This window comes from Clostridioides difficile ATCC 9689 = DSM 1296 (assembly GCF_001077535.1).
Classification (GTDB): Bacteria; Bacillota; Clostridia; order Peptostreptococcales; family Peptostreptococcaceae; genus Clostridioides; species Clostridioides difficile.
Window position 1 is genome coordinate 1,324,976 of the sequence record NZ_CP011968.1, and the last position, 16,829, is coordinate 1,341,804.

Below are 16,829 nucleotides of genomic sequence, written 5' to 3' on the forward strand. Positions count from 1 at the left end.
AATATAATTTTGGAGTGTCGAATATGCTTTAGAGTAGATAATTAGGAAGCAATTGTGTAAAAAGTTTAGTTTTCTGTAATAAGAAGATGTTTTTTAATGGGGGGATTTTTAGTGGAAAAAATCAAAATAGTTTTAGCAGATGACAATAAGGATTTTTGTCAGGTATTAAAAGAGTATTTGTCTAATGAAGATGATATCGATATATTAGGCATAGCTAAGGATGGAATTGAAGCATTAGACTTAGTAAAAAAGACACAACCGGACTTATTAATACTAGATGTAATAATGCCACATCTAGATGGATTAGGTGTAATTGAAAAATTGAATACTATGGATATACCTAAAATGCCAAAAATAATAGTACTATCAGCAGTAGGTCAAGATAAGATAACTCAAAGCGCAATAAATCTAGGAGCAGATTACTACATAGTAAAGCCATTTGATTTTGTTGTGTTTATAAACAGAATTAGAGAGCTAGTTTCTAATAGAGTTACACAAGTTGAGCCAAAACCTAGACCAGTTCAAGAGACTCAAATGACTAGAAGTGATTTTGTTAAGAATGTAGGAAATATAGAGACAGAAATCACAAATATAATACATGAAATAGGAGTACCAGCTCATATAAAAGGATATTTATATTTAAGAGAAGCAATGAAAATGGTTATTGATAATGTTGAGCTTTTAGGTGCAGTAACAAAAGAGTTATATCCAAGTATAGCTAAAAAATTCAATACAACACCAAGTAGAGTTGAAAGAGCAATAAGACATGCAATAGAGGTTGCATGGAGTAGAGGAAAAGTTGACACAATAAATCAATTATTTGGATATACGGTACACAATACTAAAGGAAAACCAACTAATTCAGAATTTATAGCAATGATTGCTGATAAATTAAGACTAGAACATAGTATGGTTAAATAAACAAGACATAAAAAGTAAGGCTTTTTAATTAAGGCATTGGCTATAAATGCGTATTACAAGCAGCGAAACGGTATAACCACTAGGGTTATACCGTTTCGCTATTTTAATAAATATAAAAATTTTCTTTATTATTTGCTTACTATATCAATATAATAATTTTATTATACTATGGATATAGTATGTGTCTTTACAAGTTGTAAACTGACAGTGGTTTATTTTTTAATATAAATATTGACTTTGATGCAGGTAAACTTTGTATTTTTAAGCGTATTATGGAATATGTTAAATAAAAAAATGATGAAATATAGTATTGTAAATGCCAAAGATGCAAAACAAACTTAAAACATTTATTTTATTGTTAAGTAATGCTATAATATAATGTGATTTTAATAATGATAGTGGAGGTTTAAATATGAGAGTCGAGGCCCCTATAAAAGTAGATCGAAAAACCAAAAAACTTGCTAAAAGAGTTGAAAGTGGGGAAATAGCAGTTATAAATCATATAGACATAGATGAAGTTGCTGCAAACTCTTTAGTAGAAGCTAAAATAAAACTTGTCATAAATGCGGCTCCTTCTATAAGTGGTAGGTATCCCAATAAAGGTCCAGGGATATTAACTGAAAATAATATACTAATAATTGATAATGTTGGAGAAGAGTTATTTGAAGAATTAAAAGAAGGAGAAACTATAGAAGTTGTAGATGGAAAGATATATAGAAAAGGAAAATTTTTAGGTGCAGGAGAAGTTTTAGACAAGTATGAGGTTTCACACCAAATAAAGGCTGCCTATGAGAATTTAGCTGTAGAATTGGATAGATTTATAGATAATACTATAGATTATGCTAAAAAAGAAAAAGGATTTATACTTGGAGAAGTAGAAATTCCAAAAGTGAAAACTAATTATGCTAATAAACATGTATTGATAGTTGTAAGAGGTCAGGACTACAAAGAAGATTTAAGTACTATGCTTTCTTATATAGAAGAGGTAAAGCCAGTATTGGTTGGTGTTGATGGAGGAGCAGACGCTTTAATTGAGTTTGGATATACTCCAGATGTGATTGTAGGTGATATGGATAGTGTAAGTGATGAAGCTTTAAAAAAGGCTAGTGAAATAGTAGTACATGCTTATACAGATGGAAGAGCACCAGGTCTTAAGAGGGTTGAGGAATTAGGCTTAGATGCAGTTGTATTTCCTGCGCCAGGAACTAGTGAAGATATAGCTATGCTTATCGCCTATGAGTATAAGGCTGAGTTAATAGTAGCAGTTGGTACACATTCAAATATGATTGATTTTCTTGAAAAAGGAAGAAAAGGTATGGCAAGTACTTTTTTAGTTAGACTAAAAATAGGTTCAAAGCTTATAGATGCTAAAGGCGTTAATTTGTTATACAGAAGTAAATTAAAAATAAAGTACATATGGGCATTAATAGCAACAGCATTATTTCCTGTGTTGGTAGTTGCATCATTGTCACCAGGAGTTCAACAGTTCATACAACTAATGCAATTAAAGTTTAGAGTATTATTACAGATGTAAATTTTAGGAGGATAAATATGCATATTAATATGAAATATTATATAGTCACTATAGGGGCTATATTTATAGCTTTGGGTATAGGCATGTTAGTAGGATTTAATTTAAATAATAATCAACAATTAAGTGAACAACAAGCAAATATAATAAATGATTTGGATGATAAGTTTGATATCTTAAAAGAAAAAAATGATAAACTTGACAGTGACTTAGCAAGTGTAAATAGAGATTATGAAGAGGCAGTTAATTTTATAAATAAAAATGTAGATAAGATTTTAGCTGGTTCGCTGAATGGTAAAAGTATAGGAATAATATCTGCTAATGAAAATGACGATTATACAAAAAATATAGAAGACATAATAAATAAATCTAATGGAAGCATTGCATTTAATATAATATTAAAAGAAAACATAACAAATCCAGAAAAGTTAAAGGAAATGTCAACTAAACTAGGTACAGATGTAAAAAATGCAAATGATGCAGTTAATTATATAATTGACACTCTTAAAAAGGAAGATGCAAGTGACATTTTAACATATCTTCAAGAACTAGATGTAATAAAGTTTAATTTTATTGGAGATACATATCTAAAATATGATTCCGTTGTAATAGCTGGTGGAAATGATGCAAAAGACAGTACAAAACAGTTTGAAAAAATAGAAAAATTTGTAGTTTCAAAACTTAAATCAGAGAATAAATATTTAGTAGAAGTTCAAAATACAGGAGTTAAAACTTCTTATGTAGAACTATATTCTAAAAACAAAGTTGCAACTATAGACAATATTGATGAAGGTATAGGAAGTATATCTCTAGCGATTCTTCTACAACAAGGTAATATAGTTGGTAATTTTGGTAGATTGGATACTGCAACTTCATTGTTGCCATCTATTAAATAGAAATAATTTTAAGGAGAGAAAAAATGGATTCTTATATAAGTATAATAATACCAGCTTATAATGAAGAAAGTAGAATAAAATATACATTAGAAAGCATATTGGACATTAAGCAAATAAATGAAATAATAGTTGTGGATGATGGTTCAATTGACAATACTGCTAAGGTTGTATCTGAGCTAGAAAATGAAAAGATTAAATTTTTTAAGTTAGATAAAAATAGAGGTAAAGGATATGCTTTAAATTATGGTATCAAATTAGCAATGAAAAATGCAGATATTATAGGTTTTCTGGATGGAGATTTAGGAAGTTCTGCTAAAGAAGTTGAAAAATTAATAGTACCTATATTAAATGGTGAGGCAGATGTTACAATAGCCAAGTTTCCTCCTGCAAAGAGAAAAGGAGGTTTGGGATTTGTAAAAGGTTTAGCTAAAAATTCTGTGTTTGAGATGACTGGTGTTGAGTTAGATGCAACTTTGTCAGGTCAAAGAATATTTAAAAGAGAAGTTTTAGAAAAGTTTGATGAAATACCTTTTGGATATGGAGTAGAAGTTGGAATGACCATTGATATATTAAAGTATGGATTTAAAATTAAAGAAGTATTAGTAAATATGACTCATAATGAAACAGGAAGAAATTTAAAAGGTTTTATTCATAGAGGGAAACAGTATTATCACATAAAAAAGGTTTTAGGACAAAAAAAGAAAGAATGGAGGTAATATCTTAGTGAAAGATTATATACTTTATACCATTTTATTATTAACTGGATTATTTGGAACCTATGCTGTAATTCCACTATTTAAAAATTTATTGATAAATGGAAATGTACTTAGACCAAACTATAAAAAAGATATGATACCAGTAAGTATGGGAATTGTATTTTTGCCTATGATTGTAATCAATGGAATAATACTTGCTTTCTTTACTACAGAATTTAAGGATTTAGCGTATATATTTATGTTTATGTTTGGTATGATATCCATGTTTTTTGCAGGGATACTAGATGATGTCATTGGAAATAGAGATGTAAGTGGTTTAAAGGGGCATTTTAAAAGTTTATTTAAAGGAAGTCTTACAACAGGAGGTTTTAAAGCTTTATTTGGTGGATTTGTAGGGCTTATAGTTTCTGTTGCTATATCAAAAGACATAATTGATATAATAGTAAATACACTAATAATAGCTCTATCAACTAATTTAATGAATCTTTTGGATTTAAGACCAGGAAGGGCAATAAAAGCATATTTATTCATAATGGTAATTATATTTTTAACATTGACAGGATTTGTTCAAGTTCTTCCATTACTTATAGTACCAAATGTACTTGCATACTTTAATTATGATTTAAAAGCAAGGGCTATGATGGGAGATACTGGTTCAAACGTCCTTGGAATATCTATTGGAATGCTCATTTCTTTTGGGTATCCATTTAACATTAGATTAGGATGGTTAATATTTGTAGTTATTATGCATATATTCACTGAGAAATACTCATTAACTAAGATAATAGAAAAAAATAAACTATTAAATTTTATAGATAAATTGGGAAGGTAGTATTATGATAAGCAAAAGAGTGGGGATTGTTGAATCAATAGTAAGTCAAACTGAAACTCTAGATGATATAAGAGTAAATATAAATGGAGAAATACAAAGGGCATATAATTATCCCAAAATATCTGGAACTATAAATATAGGTGACGAAGTGGTTTTAAATACAACAGCAGTAGAACTGAGCTTAGGTACAGGTGGATACCATTTTGTAATAACTAATTTAAATAATATAGAATCTACTTTAACTGAAGGTGGACATATAATGAAACTTAGATATACGCCTCTTCAAATAAAAGTGGATTCTGTTGAGGAACAAGAAAGTATTTATCATGATAAATTTGCGAATTTTAAAGGATTAGAAGGTCTTTCTGTTGTAGTAGGGACTCTTCATAGTATGTTAACTCCATTTGCAGCTTCATTTAAAAGAAATAATCCAAATAAAAAATTAGTGTATATAATGACTGATGGAGCATCTCTTCCAATTTATTTAAGTAAAAATGTGGATACTTTAAAAGAAAAAAAATTAATAGATAGTACAATAACTATAGGAAATGCGTTTGGTGGAGATTATGAATGTATAAATATATATACTGCATTAATTACAGCAAAAGAAATACTAAAAGCGGATGCAGTATTTGTCAGTATGGGACCTGGAATTGCTGGGACAGGAACAAAATATGGATTTACAGGGATTGAACAAGGCTCTATTCTTGATGCCGTAAAAAAACTTGAAGGAAGAGCAATTGCAATTCCAAGAATTAGTTTTGCTGACAAACGAGAAAGACATCAAGGTATTTCACATCATAGTATGACTGTATTTAAAGAAATTGTAAATGTAAATGTAGACATACCAATAACTATATATGATGATGAAAAATTGAACTTTATAAAAGAGCAAATCAATTTAAATGGTTTAGACAAAAAGCATAATATAATTTATATAGATAATAATAAAACGAAAGAGGATTTAGACTATTTTAATCTAAAAGTAAAGAGTATGGGAAGAAATTATGAACAAGATGAGGCATTTTTCAAAGCTGCAAGCACAGCAGCATATTACTTAATGGAGGTTTAAGATGGTATTAGAAGAAAAAACTATTAGTAGTGATAGGGTTTATACAGGTAAAGTAATTACTTTAAAGGTTGATACTGTTGAAATTCCAGGGCAAGGATATCAAAAAAGGGAGTTAGTAGAAGTTGGTGGAGCAGTAGGAATAGTTGCAATCACAGATGATAATAAAGTTGTGTTAGTTAAGCAATTTAGAAAACCTATAGAAAAGCCAATCTTTGAAATTCCAGCTGGTAAACTAGAAAAAAATGAAAGTCCAAAAGAATGTGCTGAAAGAGAATTAAAAGAAGAAACTGGGTATAGTGCAAAAAATATTAAGCTAATACATAAATTTTTCACTTCAGCAGGTTTTTCTAATGAGATAATGTTTGTATATTTAGCAACAGGTCTTACTCCAGGAGAGAATAATTTAGATGCAGATGAGTTTTTAGATGTCTATGAAATTGAGCTTGAAGAAGCATATAACATGGTATTAAAAAATGACGTTGAAGATGCAAAAACATCTATTGGATTATTATTAGTAAAAGATATGTTTAAAAATTAATATTTATAAAATGAATAACCCTTTGTCCTAAAGCATACTATTTTATAAAGGACAAGGGGGAATTAAATTGAGAAGAACATATAGAAAAAATGATTTTAGAGAATTAAATAGACAAATAATTATTATAGGATTGTTGTTTATGATGTCTATTGTTATTGGGTCTTACATAAATAAAATATTGCCAGGTTCTAGTAACAATATATTAAACAATATAAATCCTGCTGTAGAGTATTATAATCTAAATATAAGCATAAAAGATACAGTGATACAAAATTTAAAATCAGATGCAATCTTTATGGGCTCAATAGCTCTATTAAGTCTATTTGTAGTAACAATTCCAGCAGTGTTGGTAGCTTTTGTATTAAAAGGGATGTCAATTGGTTATACAATAAATAGCTGTATATTGGCATTAAAATTTAAAAGTATAAAAATGATTTTAATAATATTATTTAAAAATTTGATTATTATTCCATGTGCAATCATATTAGCATTAATTAGTTTAAGTTATTTTAAAGAAATGGTTTATGAATTTAAAAAGAAAAATAGAAAAAATATGCAATTTTTAATTAAGAGGTATATACTAAATATTATAATTATAATAGCACTATCATTGGGGTTGCAATTAATATTAAATACTGCAAGTATTGGTATTATTAAGTTCCTAGCTAAATAAAGGAGTTTATAATGGATATTATAGAGGGATATATAGATTACATAAAAGATAAAAAAAAATTATCAGAGAATACAGTGGCATCATACTTTATGGATATAAAAAAATATATGGAATATATAAATCAAAAAAGCATTAAACTAGTAGATATAGTAGAAAATGATATTATAAGTTACTTAATAAAGTTGGAAAAAGATAATGTATCAATAGCTACAATAGCGAGGATGATATCCTCTATAAAATCTTTTCATGATTATTTATTTTTAAATCATATATGTGCAAATAATCCTGCAAAGGATATAAAAAAACCTAAAATAAAAAAAGAAAATATAAATATACTTACAGAAGAAGAAATTGAAAGACTATTAAATTTTCCAAAGTTAACAACGCCTAAATTGATTAGGGACAAGGCTATTTTTGAAGTATTATATGGTACTGGTATAAAAGTATCTGAATTAGTAGAGATGAATATAGAGGATATTGACCTAGATATTGATTATATATATTGTAATTCATGTTGTAAAAATCAAAGAGTGATACCACTTTGTGATATTACAAAACTTTACTTAGAAAAGTATCTAAAAGAAGCAAGACCTAAAATGGCTGTAGAAGGTGAAAAATCATTATTCGTAAGTTCATTAGGTCAAAGGTTTACACGACAAGGTCTTTGGAAAGTCATAAAAAAATATTCTAATCTAGCCAATATAGATAAAAATATAAATCCTACAATGCTTAGACATTCATTTGCTATTCATTTGTTAAATGAAGGTGCTAACATTGCTGTTGTAAGTAAAATTTTAGGAAATGTTAATTTATCTAGTTTGCAAGTATATTTAAATCATATAGATAAAAACGTGAGAAGAGAAATAAAGGAGAAACATCCTAGAAATGATGTTGATGTAGAATTACAAAAAGCAGAAGCTAAATAGACTATATAGCAAATTTTATAATTTAGAAGGAGCATATTTATATGAGCAGAGTAATTTGGATTGTAATTGATAGTGTTGGGATAGGAGCATTGCCTGATGCTGAAAAATTTGGTGATAGTAAGGATGTAAGTACCCTTGGAAATATATTTAAGGAATATCCAGATATTCAGATTCCTAATATGAGAAATTTAGGTATAGGAAACATAGATGGTATAGATTTTTTTGAAAGTATAAAAGAACCAATAGGTTGTTTTGGAAAGTGTAAGGAAATGTCTCAGGGAAAAGATACTACTACAGGTCATTGGGAAATGACTGGTATAATAGTTGACAAACCATTTAAGACATTTGAACATGGATTCTCTAAGGAGATAATAGAAGAGTTTGAGAAAAAAACTGGAAGAAAAGTAGTAGGAAATAAACCAGCTTCAGGAACTGTAATAATAGATGAGTATGGAGAGCATCAAATAAAAACTGGAGATGTAATAGTATATACATCAGCTGATAGTGTATTTCAGATTGCTGCTAATGAAGAAGTAATTCCCCTAGAAGAACTCTATAATATGTGCAAAATCGCTAGGGAAATAATGATGGGGGATAATGCAGTAGCTAGAGTAATTGCTAGACCATTCATAGGTAAGAAAAAAGGTGAGTTTGTGAGGACTTCAAATAGAAGAGATTATTCACTAGACCCATTTGAACCAACAGTTCTTGATAATATAAAAGAATCAGGACTTGATGTTTTAGCAGTTGGAAAAATAGAAGATATTTTTAATGGAAAAGGAATTACAGATGCTATCCACACTAAAAGCAATATGGATGGAGTGGATGAAACTTTAAATTATATGAAACAAGATAATAAAGGTCTAATATATTCAAATCTCGTTGATTTTGATTCTAAATATGGTCATAGGAGAGACCCAGAAGGATATAAGAAAGCTCTTGAAGAGTTTGATAGTAGACTTCCTGAAATAATGGCTAATATGAGAGAAGATGATATTTTAATAATCAATGCAGACCATGGAAATGACCCAACATATAAAGGTACAGACCATACAAGAGAATATATACCTGTTATGATTTATGGCAATAAGATTAAAAAAGGTTTTAATTTAGGAGTAAAAGATACTTTTGCTGATATTGGAGCAACTGTTGCAGATATACTAAATGTAAAGTTGCCTAAACATGGGTCAAGCTTTAAAGAAGATTTATTTTAAACTATAAAATGATAAAAACTTAGCTTAATAGGATGGAGAGATTGGAATGTTTGAAAAGATAGCACAAAGTAGTAAATTTATAAATTCTAAAAGTAATATAAAACCTAAGATTGGTTTGATATTAGGTTCTGGACTAGGTGATTTAGCAAATGATATAGAAGACCCTGTCACAATTAAATATAGTGAAATTCCAAACTTCCCTGTATCAACAGTAGCAGGACATGCTGGACAACTTGTAATTGGAAAACTTGAAGGAAAAGAAGTTATTGCTATGCAAGGTAGATTTCATTACTATGAAGGATATTCTCAGAAAGAAGCTACTTTTCCAGTAAGGGTTATGAAAGAATTAGGAGTCGAGATTCTTATAGTAACTAACGCTGCTGGAGGCGTAAATAAAGAATTTAAAGCAGGAGATTTGATGCTTATAAGAGACCATATAAACTTTAGTGGAAGTAATCCATTAGTAGGAAAAAATGATGACAGATTTGGTGCTAGATTTCCAGATATGTCAGATGCATATTCTTCTAAATATGTAGATGTAGTTAAAAACTGCGCTAAAGAATGTAATATAGATGTCAAAGAAGGCGTTTATATGTTTTTTAGTGGTCCAAACTATGAAACACCAGCAGAAGTGAGAATGGCACAAATTTTGGGAGCTGATGCTGTAGGTATGTCTACTGTTCCAGAAGTCATAGTGGCTTCTCACTCTAATATAGGAGTTATTGGTATATCTTGTATAACAAATATGGCTGCTGGCATCTTAAATCAACCACTAAGTCATGAGGAAGTAATAGAAACTACTCAAAAAGTTAAATCAGAATTTATGAATTTAGTTAAAACAACGGTTAAAAATTTATAAGTTAAAGCTTATTATAGATTTTTTGAGGAAGTTTATAATAAAATAGTTAATGTTTAATTTGAAAAGAATTAATAAAAAGCTGTCTTGATATAGAAAGTTATTTCTAATAAAGGACAGTTTTTTTATAATACTACAACATTTGAAAGTGTTTTAAAGTTTAATATTTATTTAAATTATTATAGGTTAGAATGGAGATTTCAATTATGAGAATGTATGATATTATAAAAAAAAAGAGAGATAACCTAGAGCTTAGTAAAAAAGAGATAAACTACTTTATAGAAAACTATTCAAAGGGAGATATACCTGACTATCAAGCTTCTGCACTATTAATGTCGATTTACTTAAATAAGATGAATAAACAGGAAACTGTACATCTTACAGAAGCAATGATGAACTCTGGAGACATGATAAACCTATCTGAGATAGATGGAATAAAGGTAGATAAGCATAGTACTGGTGGTGTTGGAGATAAGACTACCATAGCTCTTATACCTTTGGTTGCTTCATGTGGAGCACCAGTTGCAAAGATGTCAGGTAGAGGTCTTGGTCATACTGGTGGTACTATTGATAAATTGGAGTCTATACCAGGTTTTTCGACAGAAATGGAGATAAGTAAATTTATTGATTCTGTAAATAAGTCTAAAATAGCAGTTTGTGGTCAAAGTGCAAAGGTAGCAATTGCAGATAAGAAAATATATGCTCTTAGAGATGTTACAGCAACTGTTGATAATATATCATTGATATCATCAAGTGTAATGTCTAAAAAGTTAGCTTCAGGAGCTGATGCAATTGTGCTAGATGTAAAAACTGGTGATGGAGCATTTATGAAGACATTAGAAGAGTCTTTTGAGTTAGCTAAATCTATGGTTGATATAGGTACTGGTATGAATAGAGATACAATAGGGATTGTAACAGATATGGATGAACCTTTAGGTTTTGCAGTGGGAAACTCTTTAGAAGTTATAGAGGCAATTGAGACATTAAAAGGAAATGGACCTAAAGACCTTGTTGAGCTATGCGAAGTATTAGGAGCATATATGTTGGTTTTATCAAAGGTAGCACATGATTTTGAAGATGGTGTTGAAAAAATAAGAGAATCAATAAAATCTGGTACTGCTATACAAAAACTCAAAGAGTTTATAGAGAATCAAGGTGGTAATAAAGATGTAGTAGATGATTATTCTTTATTCAAAAAATCAAAGTATAAATATCCAGTTAAATCAACTAAATCAGGTTATATAAGCAAAATTAAAGCTGAAGATGTTGGTGTATCGGCTATGATTCTTGGAGCAGGTAGAGAAACTAAAGATGATATTTTAGATTTATCAGCAGGGATAATTTTAGAAAAGAAAGTAGGAGATTATGTAAATGAAGGTGAAGTTTTAGCTTACATGTATTATAATGATGAACAAAAGCTTTCATTGGCAAAGGGAAGATTTATTGATTCCTACTCTATTGTAGATTCAAAAATAGAAAAAAATAAATTAATATATGGTATTGTAACTAAAGAAGAGATTAAAAAGTTTTAGAAAAGTGATTATAAAAGGCCTAACATGTCAAAAATAATGTTAGGTTTTTTATTTTTTGATAAACTATAAATTATACCAAAAATATATATTTTAAAACATTTTTTACAATATAAATAAGTTTATTCTACAAGATGATTGAAAATTAAAGTATCTAGTTTTATAATAGAAAATGGATAAATATACATAAGGAGTAGATTATATTATGAACTTTAAAGAAAATAGATTGAAAATAGCAGTATTAATAATTGTTATTTTGATTATCTTAGCAGGTATATTTGTGTTTATACAAATAGGTCCTTATGATAAAAATAACAAAAAAGATGTAATTATCGACGTTCCAAGTGGAGCATCTGTTGGAAAAATATCTGACATATTATATGAAAATAAATTAATAAAGAATGAACTATTATTTAAACTTTTGGTAAAGGTTAGCAATAAAGCTCCGTCTATAAAATCAGGAACATACTTACTTAATCAATCGTATTCAAACAATGATATAATAAGTCTTTTAGTTTCAGGTAAAATATATCAGGATGGTATAAAAGTGACTATTCCAGAGGGAGCTACATCTAAAGAAATTATAGCAATGTTAGTAAGTAAAAATTTAGGAGATAAAGCTACTTTTGAAAATTTAATAAAAAAACCTCAAGAATTTTATGATAAATTTCCATATTTGAAGGAAGATGGAATAACCTCTTTAGAAGGGTTCTTGTATCCAGAAACTTATTATTTTAATTCAAAGAAACAATCAGAAGAAGATATTTTAAGCGAAATGTTAAAAGTATTTGACAGTAAATACACGGACAAGTTTAAAAAGAAACAAAAAGAATTAAATATGACTCTTCAAGAAGTAATGGAAATGGCATCAATAATTGAGAAAGAAGCTGTTCTTGACAAAGACAGACCTATAATAGCAAGTGTGTTTTATAATAGACTTAAGGTAGGTATGCCTCTTCAATCAGATGCTACAATACAATATATATTTGAAGAGAGAAAGAAAATTGTAACATATGATGATTTAAAAATTGATTCACCATATAATAGTTATAAAAATAAGGGATTACCTCCTACACCAATATCAAATCCTGGTATAAAATCTATTGAAGCAGCATTATATCCAGAGAAAACAGACTATTTATATTTTGTAGCTAAGATTGATGGTGGAAATAATTATAGTACAAACTATCAAGACCATTTAAAATACGTTAAAGAATATAAAGAAGCAAGGGATAAACAATCAAAAGATACAAAAGCAACAAATAAAGAAAATACAAAAAAATAAACCATGATTATAAAAAGTCTAACAGGGTAAGAATAATGTTGGGCTTTTTTATTGAAAATTGTTATTCTTAGATTTATAATAAAGAAAGTGTAAATATATATAACAATATGAATTTAAAAAATAATAAATTAATATAAAACTTGAATATTTATTATTTTAGGGAGTGTTTTTATGAGTAATATAGTTAATGATTTGGTTGAAGATTATATAAGAGTGACATTAAAAGAAAAAGAAGGATTTTTAAAAGATTTAGAAATTTATGCAGAGGAAAATAGTGTTCCTATAATACATAAAGAAGTTTCAGATTTATTAAAAGTCTTGTTAAAGGTTCAAAAACCAAAGAGAATTTTAGAAGTAGGATGTGCAATTGGTTATTCTTCTATTTTTTTTGCAACTATTATAGGAAAAGATGCAGATATAATAACTGTTGAGAGAAATGAAAAAATGATAGAAAAAGCAAAAGAAAACATAAAATTAGCTGGATTTGACAATAACATAACTATACTAGAAGGAGATGCAGAAGAAAAACTTAGTCAAGTCCAAGGTGAATTTGACCTTATATTTATAGATGCAGCCAAAGGTCAATATAAGCTATTTTTTGATTTAGTTATAGATAAATTAAAAGATGGGGGACTTTTAGTATCTGATAATATTTTGTATAAAGGTATGGTTGCTCATGATGATTTTGTTGTAAGAAGAAAAAAGACTATAGTTAAAAGAATGAGAAATTATTTAGATTATATATGTAATTGTGACTATTTAAGCACATCATTGGTACCAATAGGTGATGGTGTAGCACTAAGTTATAAAGAAAGTAAAAGAGGTGATGTAGATGGAATTAAATAAAGTAGAACTTTTAGCTCCAGCAGGTGATTTGGAGAGATTGAAAATAGCTATAACATATGGAGCAGATGCCGTTTATATAGGTGGAGAAATTTTTGGAATGAGGTCTGCAGCGAAGAATTTTAGTAAGGAAGATATGGCAGAGGGAGTAGCTTTTGCACATGAAAGAGGCAAGAAAGTATTCGTAACAGTAAATATAATACCTCATAATGAAGATTTTCTACAATTAGAAGACTATTTGTTGGAACTAGAAGAGATAGGAATAGATGCAGTTATAATAGCTGACCCAGGAGTGCTTAGTGTCATTAAAAAAGTAATTCCGAATATGGAAATACATTTAAGTACACAAGCAAATACAACCAATTATCTAAGTGCAAACTTCTGGTACGAGCATGGAATAAAAAGAGTTGTAGTGGCAAGAGAATTATCTTTTGATGAAATATCTGAGATAAGAGCAAAAACACCTTTAGATATGGATATAGAAGCGTTTATGCATGGTGCTATGTGTATTTCTTATTCTGGCAGATGTTTAATAAGCAACTATATGACTGGAAGAGATGCAAACAAAGGTTCTTGTGCTCAATCTTGTAGATGGCAATATCATTTGGTGGAAGAAAAAAGACCTGGTGAGTATTTTCCAATATACGAAGATGAAAGGGGTACATTCTTCTTTAACTCAAAAGATTTATGTATGATAGAGTATATACCAGAGTTAATCAAATCTGGTATAACAAGTTTAAAAATAGAAGGTAGAATGAAGACTGCATACTATGTAGCTACTGTTGTAAGAGCATACAGAATGGCAATAGATGAATTTTACAGAGACCCAGAAAACTGGAAGTTCAATCCAATGTGGATGGAAGAACTAAAAAAAGGTAGTCATAGACATTTTACATCAGGTTTTTACTTGAATAAACCAACAACAGAAGACCAAAATTATCAATCAGCATCATATGTTAGAAACTATGATTTTATAGGTATAGTTAGAGAAACAGAAGATGAAGATGGTCTTATTGTTGTTGAGCAAAGAAATAAAATGTGTGTTGGTGATGAAATAGAAGTTATGGGACCATATAAAGAAACTATGTTTACTAAAATTGAAGAAATGTACAATGAAGAAGGAGAAGCTATAGAATCAGCTCCTCATCCTAGACAAATAGTGAAGTTAAAACTATCAGTAAAAGTTGGTAAAGATTATATGCTTAGAAAAGTTATAGAAGAAAAGGTTGAAGAATAATAAAAAATTGATAAAAATAGTATTAGCCCCTTAGAAATTGTCAATAATGAAATTATCTAAGGGGTGATTTCATGTCAAAAAAGAAGACTCCATTTTTGAAAAAAGTGGGAAAGAGAAGCTGGTGTATATTTACTATAATTTTAATAATTTATAGTGTTTTAATTTATAGGCTAGTTGATATACAAGTATTAAAAGGTGATAAATACAAACAAAGTGTTGAATCACAAAGCGTTGAGAAAGTCGAGTTAAATAGTGGAAGAGGAATAATCTATGATAGAAACAACAAGAAGCTTACAGATACAAGTAAATCTCAGATATTAATTGTTGAAAAAGAAAAATTAAATAATAACTATAAAATTTTGGAACTTATTAAGAAAGCTACTAAGATGAATGATTTAGATATATATAAAGCTGTACAAGAGCAATTGACACGCCCTATAATACAGATTCAGACTAAAAATATCGATAAGAGTATGAAAAAAGAACTTGAGAAAAATGGAATAATGGTAGAAGAAAAAACTATGAGGTACGCAAAAGATGGTTTATTATCACATACAATAGGATATATAAAAGAAGATGATAAATCAGGTCAATCAGGAATTGAAAAGAGTATGGATAGTGTACTTAGAAATTCAAATGAAAAGTATATAAGTGCTTTTAAAGCTGGAGATGCAGGAAATGAAAAATCTCTAAACATACTAAAGGGAAGTGTAAAAACTGTTGATAATAAGGATAAAGATAGACATCTAAAAACTACTATTGATTATAACATTCAAAAAAAATTAGAACAAATACTAAATAAAGAAGAAAATCCTACAGCAGCAATAATCTCGGAAGCATCTACAGGTGAAATTCTTGCAATGTGCTCTAGACCTAATTTTGACCAAAATGACATATCAAAAAGTTTAAAAGGAAAAAATGGAGAATTTGAAAATAGAGTTATAAAAGCGACATATCCACCAGGGTCTGTATTTAAGATGGTAGTTTTATTTTCTGCACTTGAAAATGGTGTTATAGATGAGAACTATACTTACAACTGTACAGGTAAGACTAAAGTTGGGAATACTAATGAAATACTGCGATGTAATAAAAGAGATGGTCATGGTTTTCAAAACTTAAGACAAGCTTTTTCTAATTCATGCAATCCTGCATTTTTAGATATAGCTATGAAACTTGGAAAAGAAAAGATACTCAAATCTGCTGAAAAATTACATTTATTTGAAAAGGTTGATATTGGTCTTGATGAAGAAAAAATTAGAGAAGCTCCAAAAAACATATCAATAAGAAATTTAGCTATAGGTCAAGAAAATATAGAATTTACACCACTTCAAATAAATCAAATGACTCAAATAATAGCTAATAATGGAACATTCAAACCACTATACTTATATAAAAGTCTTGTGGACAATAATATGAATACAATAAAAACTTATAAGTCTTCAAAAAAAGAAGAACTTATTTCTCCTTATGTGTGTACACAAGTTAAAGAATATATGAAGTCTGTATCTAGGACTGGTACAGCTAAAGACCTAAAAGATATTGAAGGTGGTTGTGGAGTTAAAACTGGTACAGCTCAAAGTAGTTTAAATAAAAAAGCTATAGACCACGGATGGATAACAGGATTTTATCCTGAAGAAAGACCTAAGTATGTAATAACTGTGTTAGTAGAAGGAACTCAAAAAGGAAATAAATCTGCAACACCTATATTTAAGGAAATATGTGAAAGTATAAAATAAATTATGTACTATAAAATTTAAGGA

General features: G+C 28.6%; 16 protein-coding genes. All 16 read left to right on the forward strand.

All coding sequences use genetic code 11. The annotated features are described in order from the left end of the window. The first annotated feature begins 96 nt into the window (after positions 1-96). A complete protein-coding gene (gene spo0A / locus CDIF1296T_RS06495; RefSeq protein WP_032509222.1) occupies positions 97-921 on the forward strand; it encodes a sporulation transcription factor Spo0A in 825 nt (274 codons plus the stop codon). Positions 922-1,333: 412 nt separating this feature from the next. Further along, positions 1,334-2,455: a putative cytokinetic ring protein SteA gene (steA, locus tag CDIF1296T_RS06500; RefSeq protein ID WP_003428389.1), complete on the forward strand. Its 1,122-nt coding sequence runs from the start codon at positions 1,334-1,336 to the stop codon at positions 2,453-2,455. 17 nt (positions 2,456-2,472) lie between these two features. Next, positions 2,473-3,348 (forward strand): copper transporter, encoded by an 876-nt coding sequence (locus tag CDIF1296T_RS06505; RefSeq protein WP_009896131.1) that lies wholly within the window; start codon positions 2,473-2,475, stop codon positions 3,346-3,348. Positions 3,349-3,371: 23 nt separating this feature from the next. After that, on the forward strand, positions 3,372-4,064 hold the full coding sequence (locus CDIF1296T_RS06510) for a glycosyltransferase family 2 protein (RefSeq protein WP_003438150.1): 693 nt from the start codon (positions 3,372-3,374) through the stop codon (positions 4,062-4,064). A 7-nt stretch (positions 4,065-4,071) separates the two neighbouring features. Beyond that, positions 4,072-4,896, forward strand: a complete 825-nt coding sequence (locus tag CDIF1296T_RS06515; protein WP_003419210.1) for a glycosyl transferase — start codon at positions 4,072-4,074, stop codon at positions 4,894-4,896. 4 nt (positions 4,897-4,900) lie between these two features. After that, positions 4,901-5,968 carry a DUF3866 family protein gene (locus CDIF1296T_RS06520; RefSeq protein ID WP_009896132.1) on the forward strand — a complete coding sequence of 356 codons (1,068 nt, stop codon included), beginning with the start codon at positions 4,901-4,903 and terminating at the stop codon, positions 5,966-5,968. A gap of 1 nt (position 5,969) precedes the next feature. Then, positions 5,970-6,506, forward strand: a complete 537-nt coding sequence (locus CDIF1296T_RS06525) for an NUDIX hydrolase (protein ID WP_003428379.1) — start codon at positions 5,970-5,972, stop codon at positions 6,504-6,506. A gap of 67 nt (positions 6,507-6,573) precedes the next feature. Further along, positions 6,574-7,179 (forward strand): stage II sporulation protein M, encoded by a 606-nt coding sequence (locus tag CDIF1296T_RS06530; RefSeq protein ID WP_009896133.1) that lies wholly within the window; start codon positions 6,574-6,576, stop codon positions 7,177-7,179. A gap of 11 nt (positions 7,180-7,190) precedes the next feature. Beyond that, positions 7,191-8,105, forward strand: a complete 915-nt coding sequence (locus CDIF1296T_RS06535; RefSeq protein WP_009896134.1) for a tyrosine-type recombinase/integrase — start codon at positions 7,191-7,193, stop codon at positions 8,103-8,105. Between the two features lie 41 nt (positions 8,106-8,146). Further along, positions 8,147-9,319, forward strand: a complete 1,173-nt coding sequence (locus CDIF1296T_RS06540) for a phosphopentomutase (protein WP_003438158.1) — start codon at positions 8,147-8,149, stop codon at positions 9,317-9,319. Positions 9,320-9,365: 46 nt separating this feature from the next. After that, a complete protein-coding gene (locus CDIF1296T_RS06545; protein ID WP_009888977.1) occupies positions 9,366-10,178 on the forward strand; it encodes a purine-nucleoside phosphorylase in 813 nt (270 codons plus the stop codon). A 203-nt stretch (positions 10,179-10,381) separates the two neighbouring features. Beyond that, entirely contained in the window at positions 10,382-11,707 is a 1,326-nt protein-coding gene (locus CDIF1296T_RS06550; RefSeq protein WP_009896135.1) for a pyrimidine-nucleoside phosphorylase, read from the forward strand. A gap of 202 nt (positions 11,708-11,909) precedes the next feature. Next, positions 11,910-12,989, forward strand: coding sequence for an endolytic transglycosylase MltG (gene mltG / locus CDIF1296T_RS06555; protein WP_003438164.1), 1,080 nt, complete (start codon positions 11,910-11,912; stop codon positions 12,987-12,989). 171 nt (positions 12,990-13,160) lie between these two features. Next, on the forward strand, positions 13,161-13,835 hold the full coding sequence (locus CDIF1296T_RS06560) for an O-methyltransferase (RefSeq protein ID WP_003438166.1): 675 nt from the start codon (positions 13,161-13,163) through the stop codon (positions 13,833-13,835). Further along, a complete protein-coding gene (locus CDIF1296T_RS06565) occupies positions 13,822-15,069 on the forward strand; it encodes a peptidase U32 family protein (protein ID WP_003438167.1) in 1,248 nt (415 codons plus the stop codon). Before CDIF1296T_RS06560 ends, CDIF1296T_RS06565 begins: the two co-directional genes overlap by 14 nt. Positions 15,070-15,140: 71 nt before the next feature. After that, complete coding sequence (locus tag CDIF1296T_RS06570; RefSeq protein ID WP_009896136.1) at positions 15,141-16,805, forward strand: peptidoglycan D,D-transpeptidase FtsI family protein; 1,665 nt, start codon at positions 15,141-15,143, stop codon at positions 16,803-16,805. Positions 16,806-16,829: the final 24 nt, after the last annotated feature.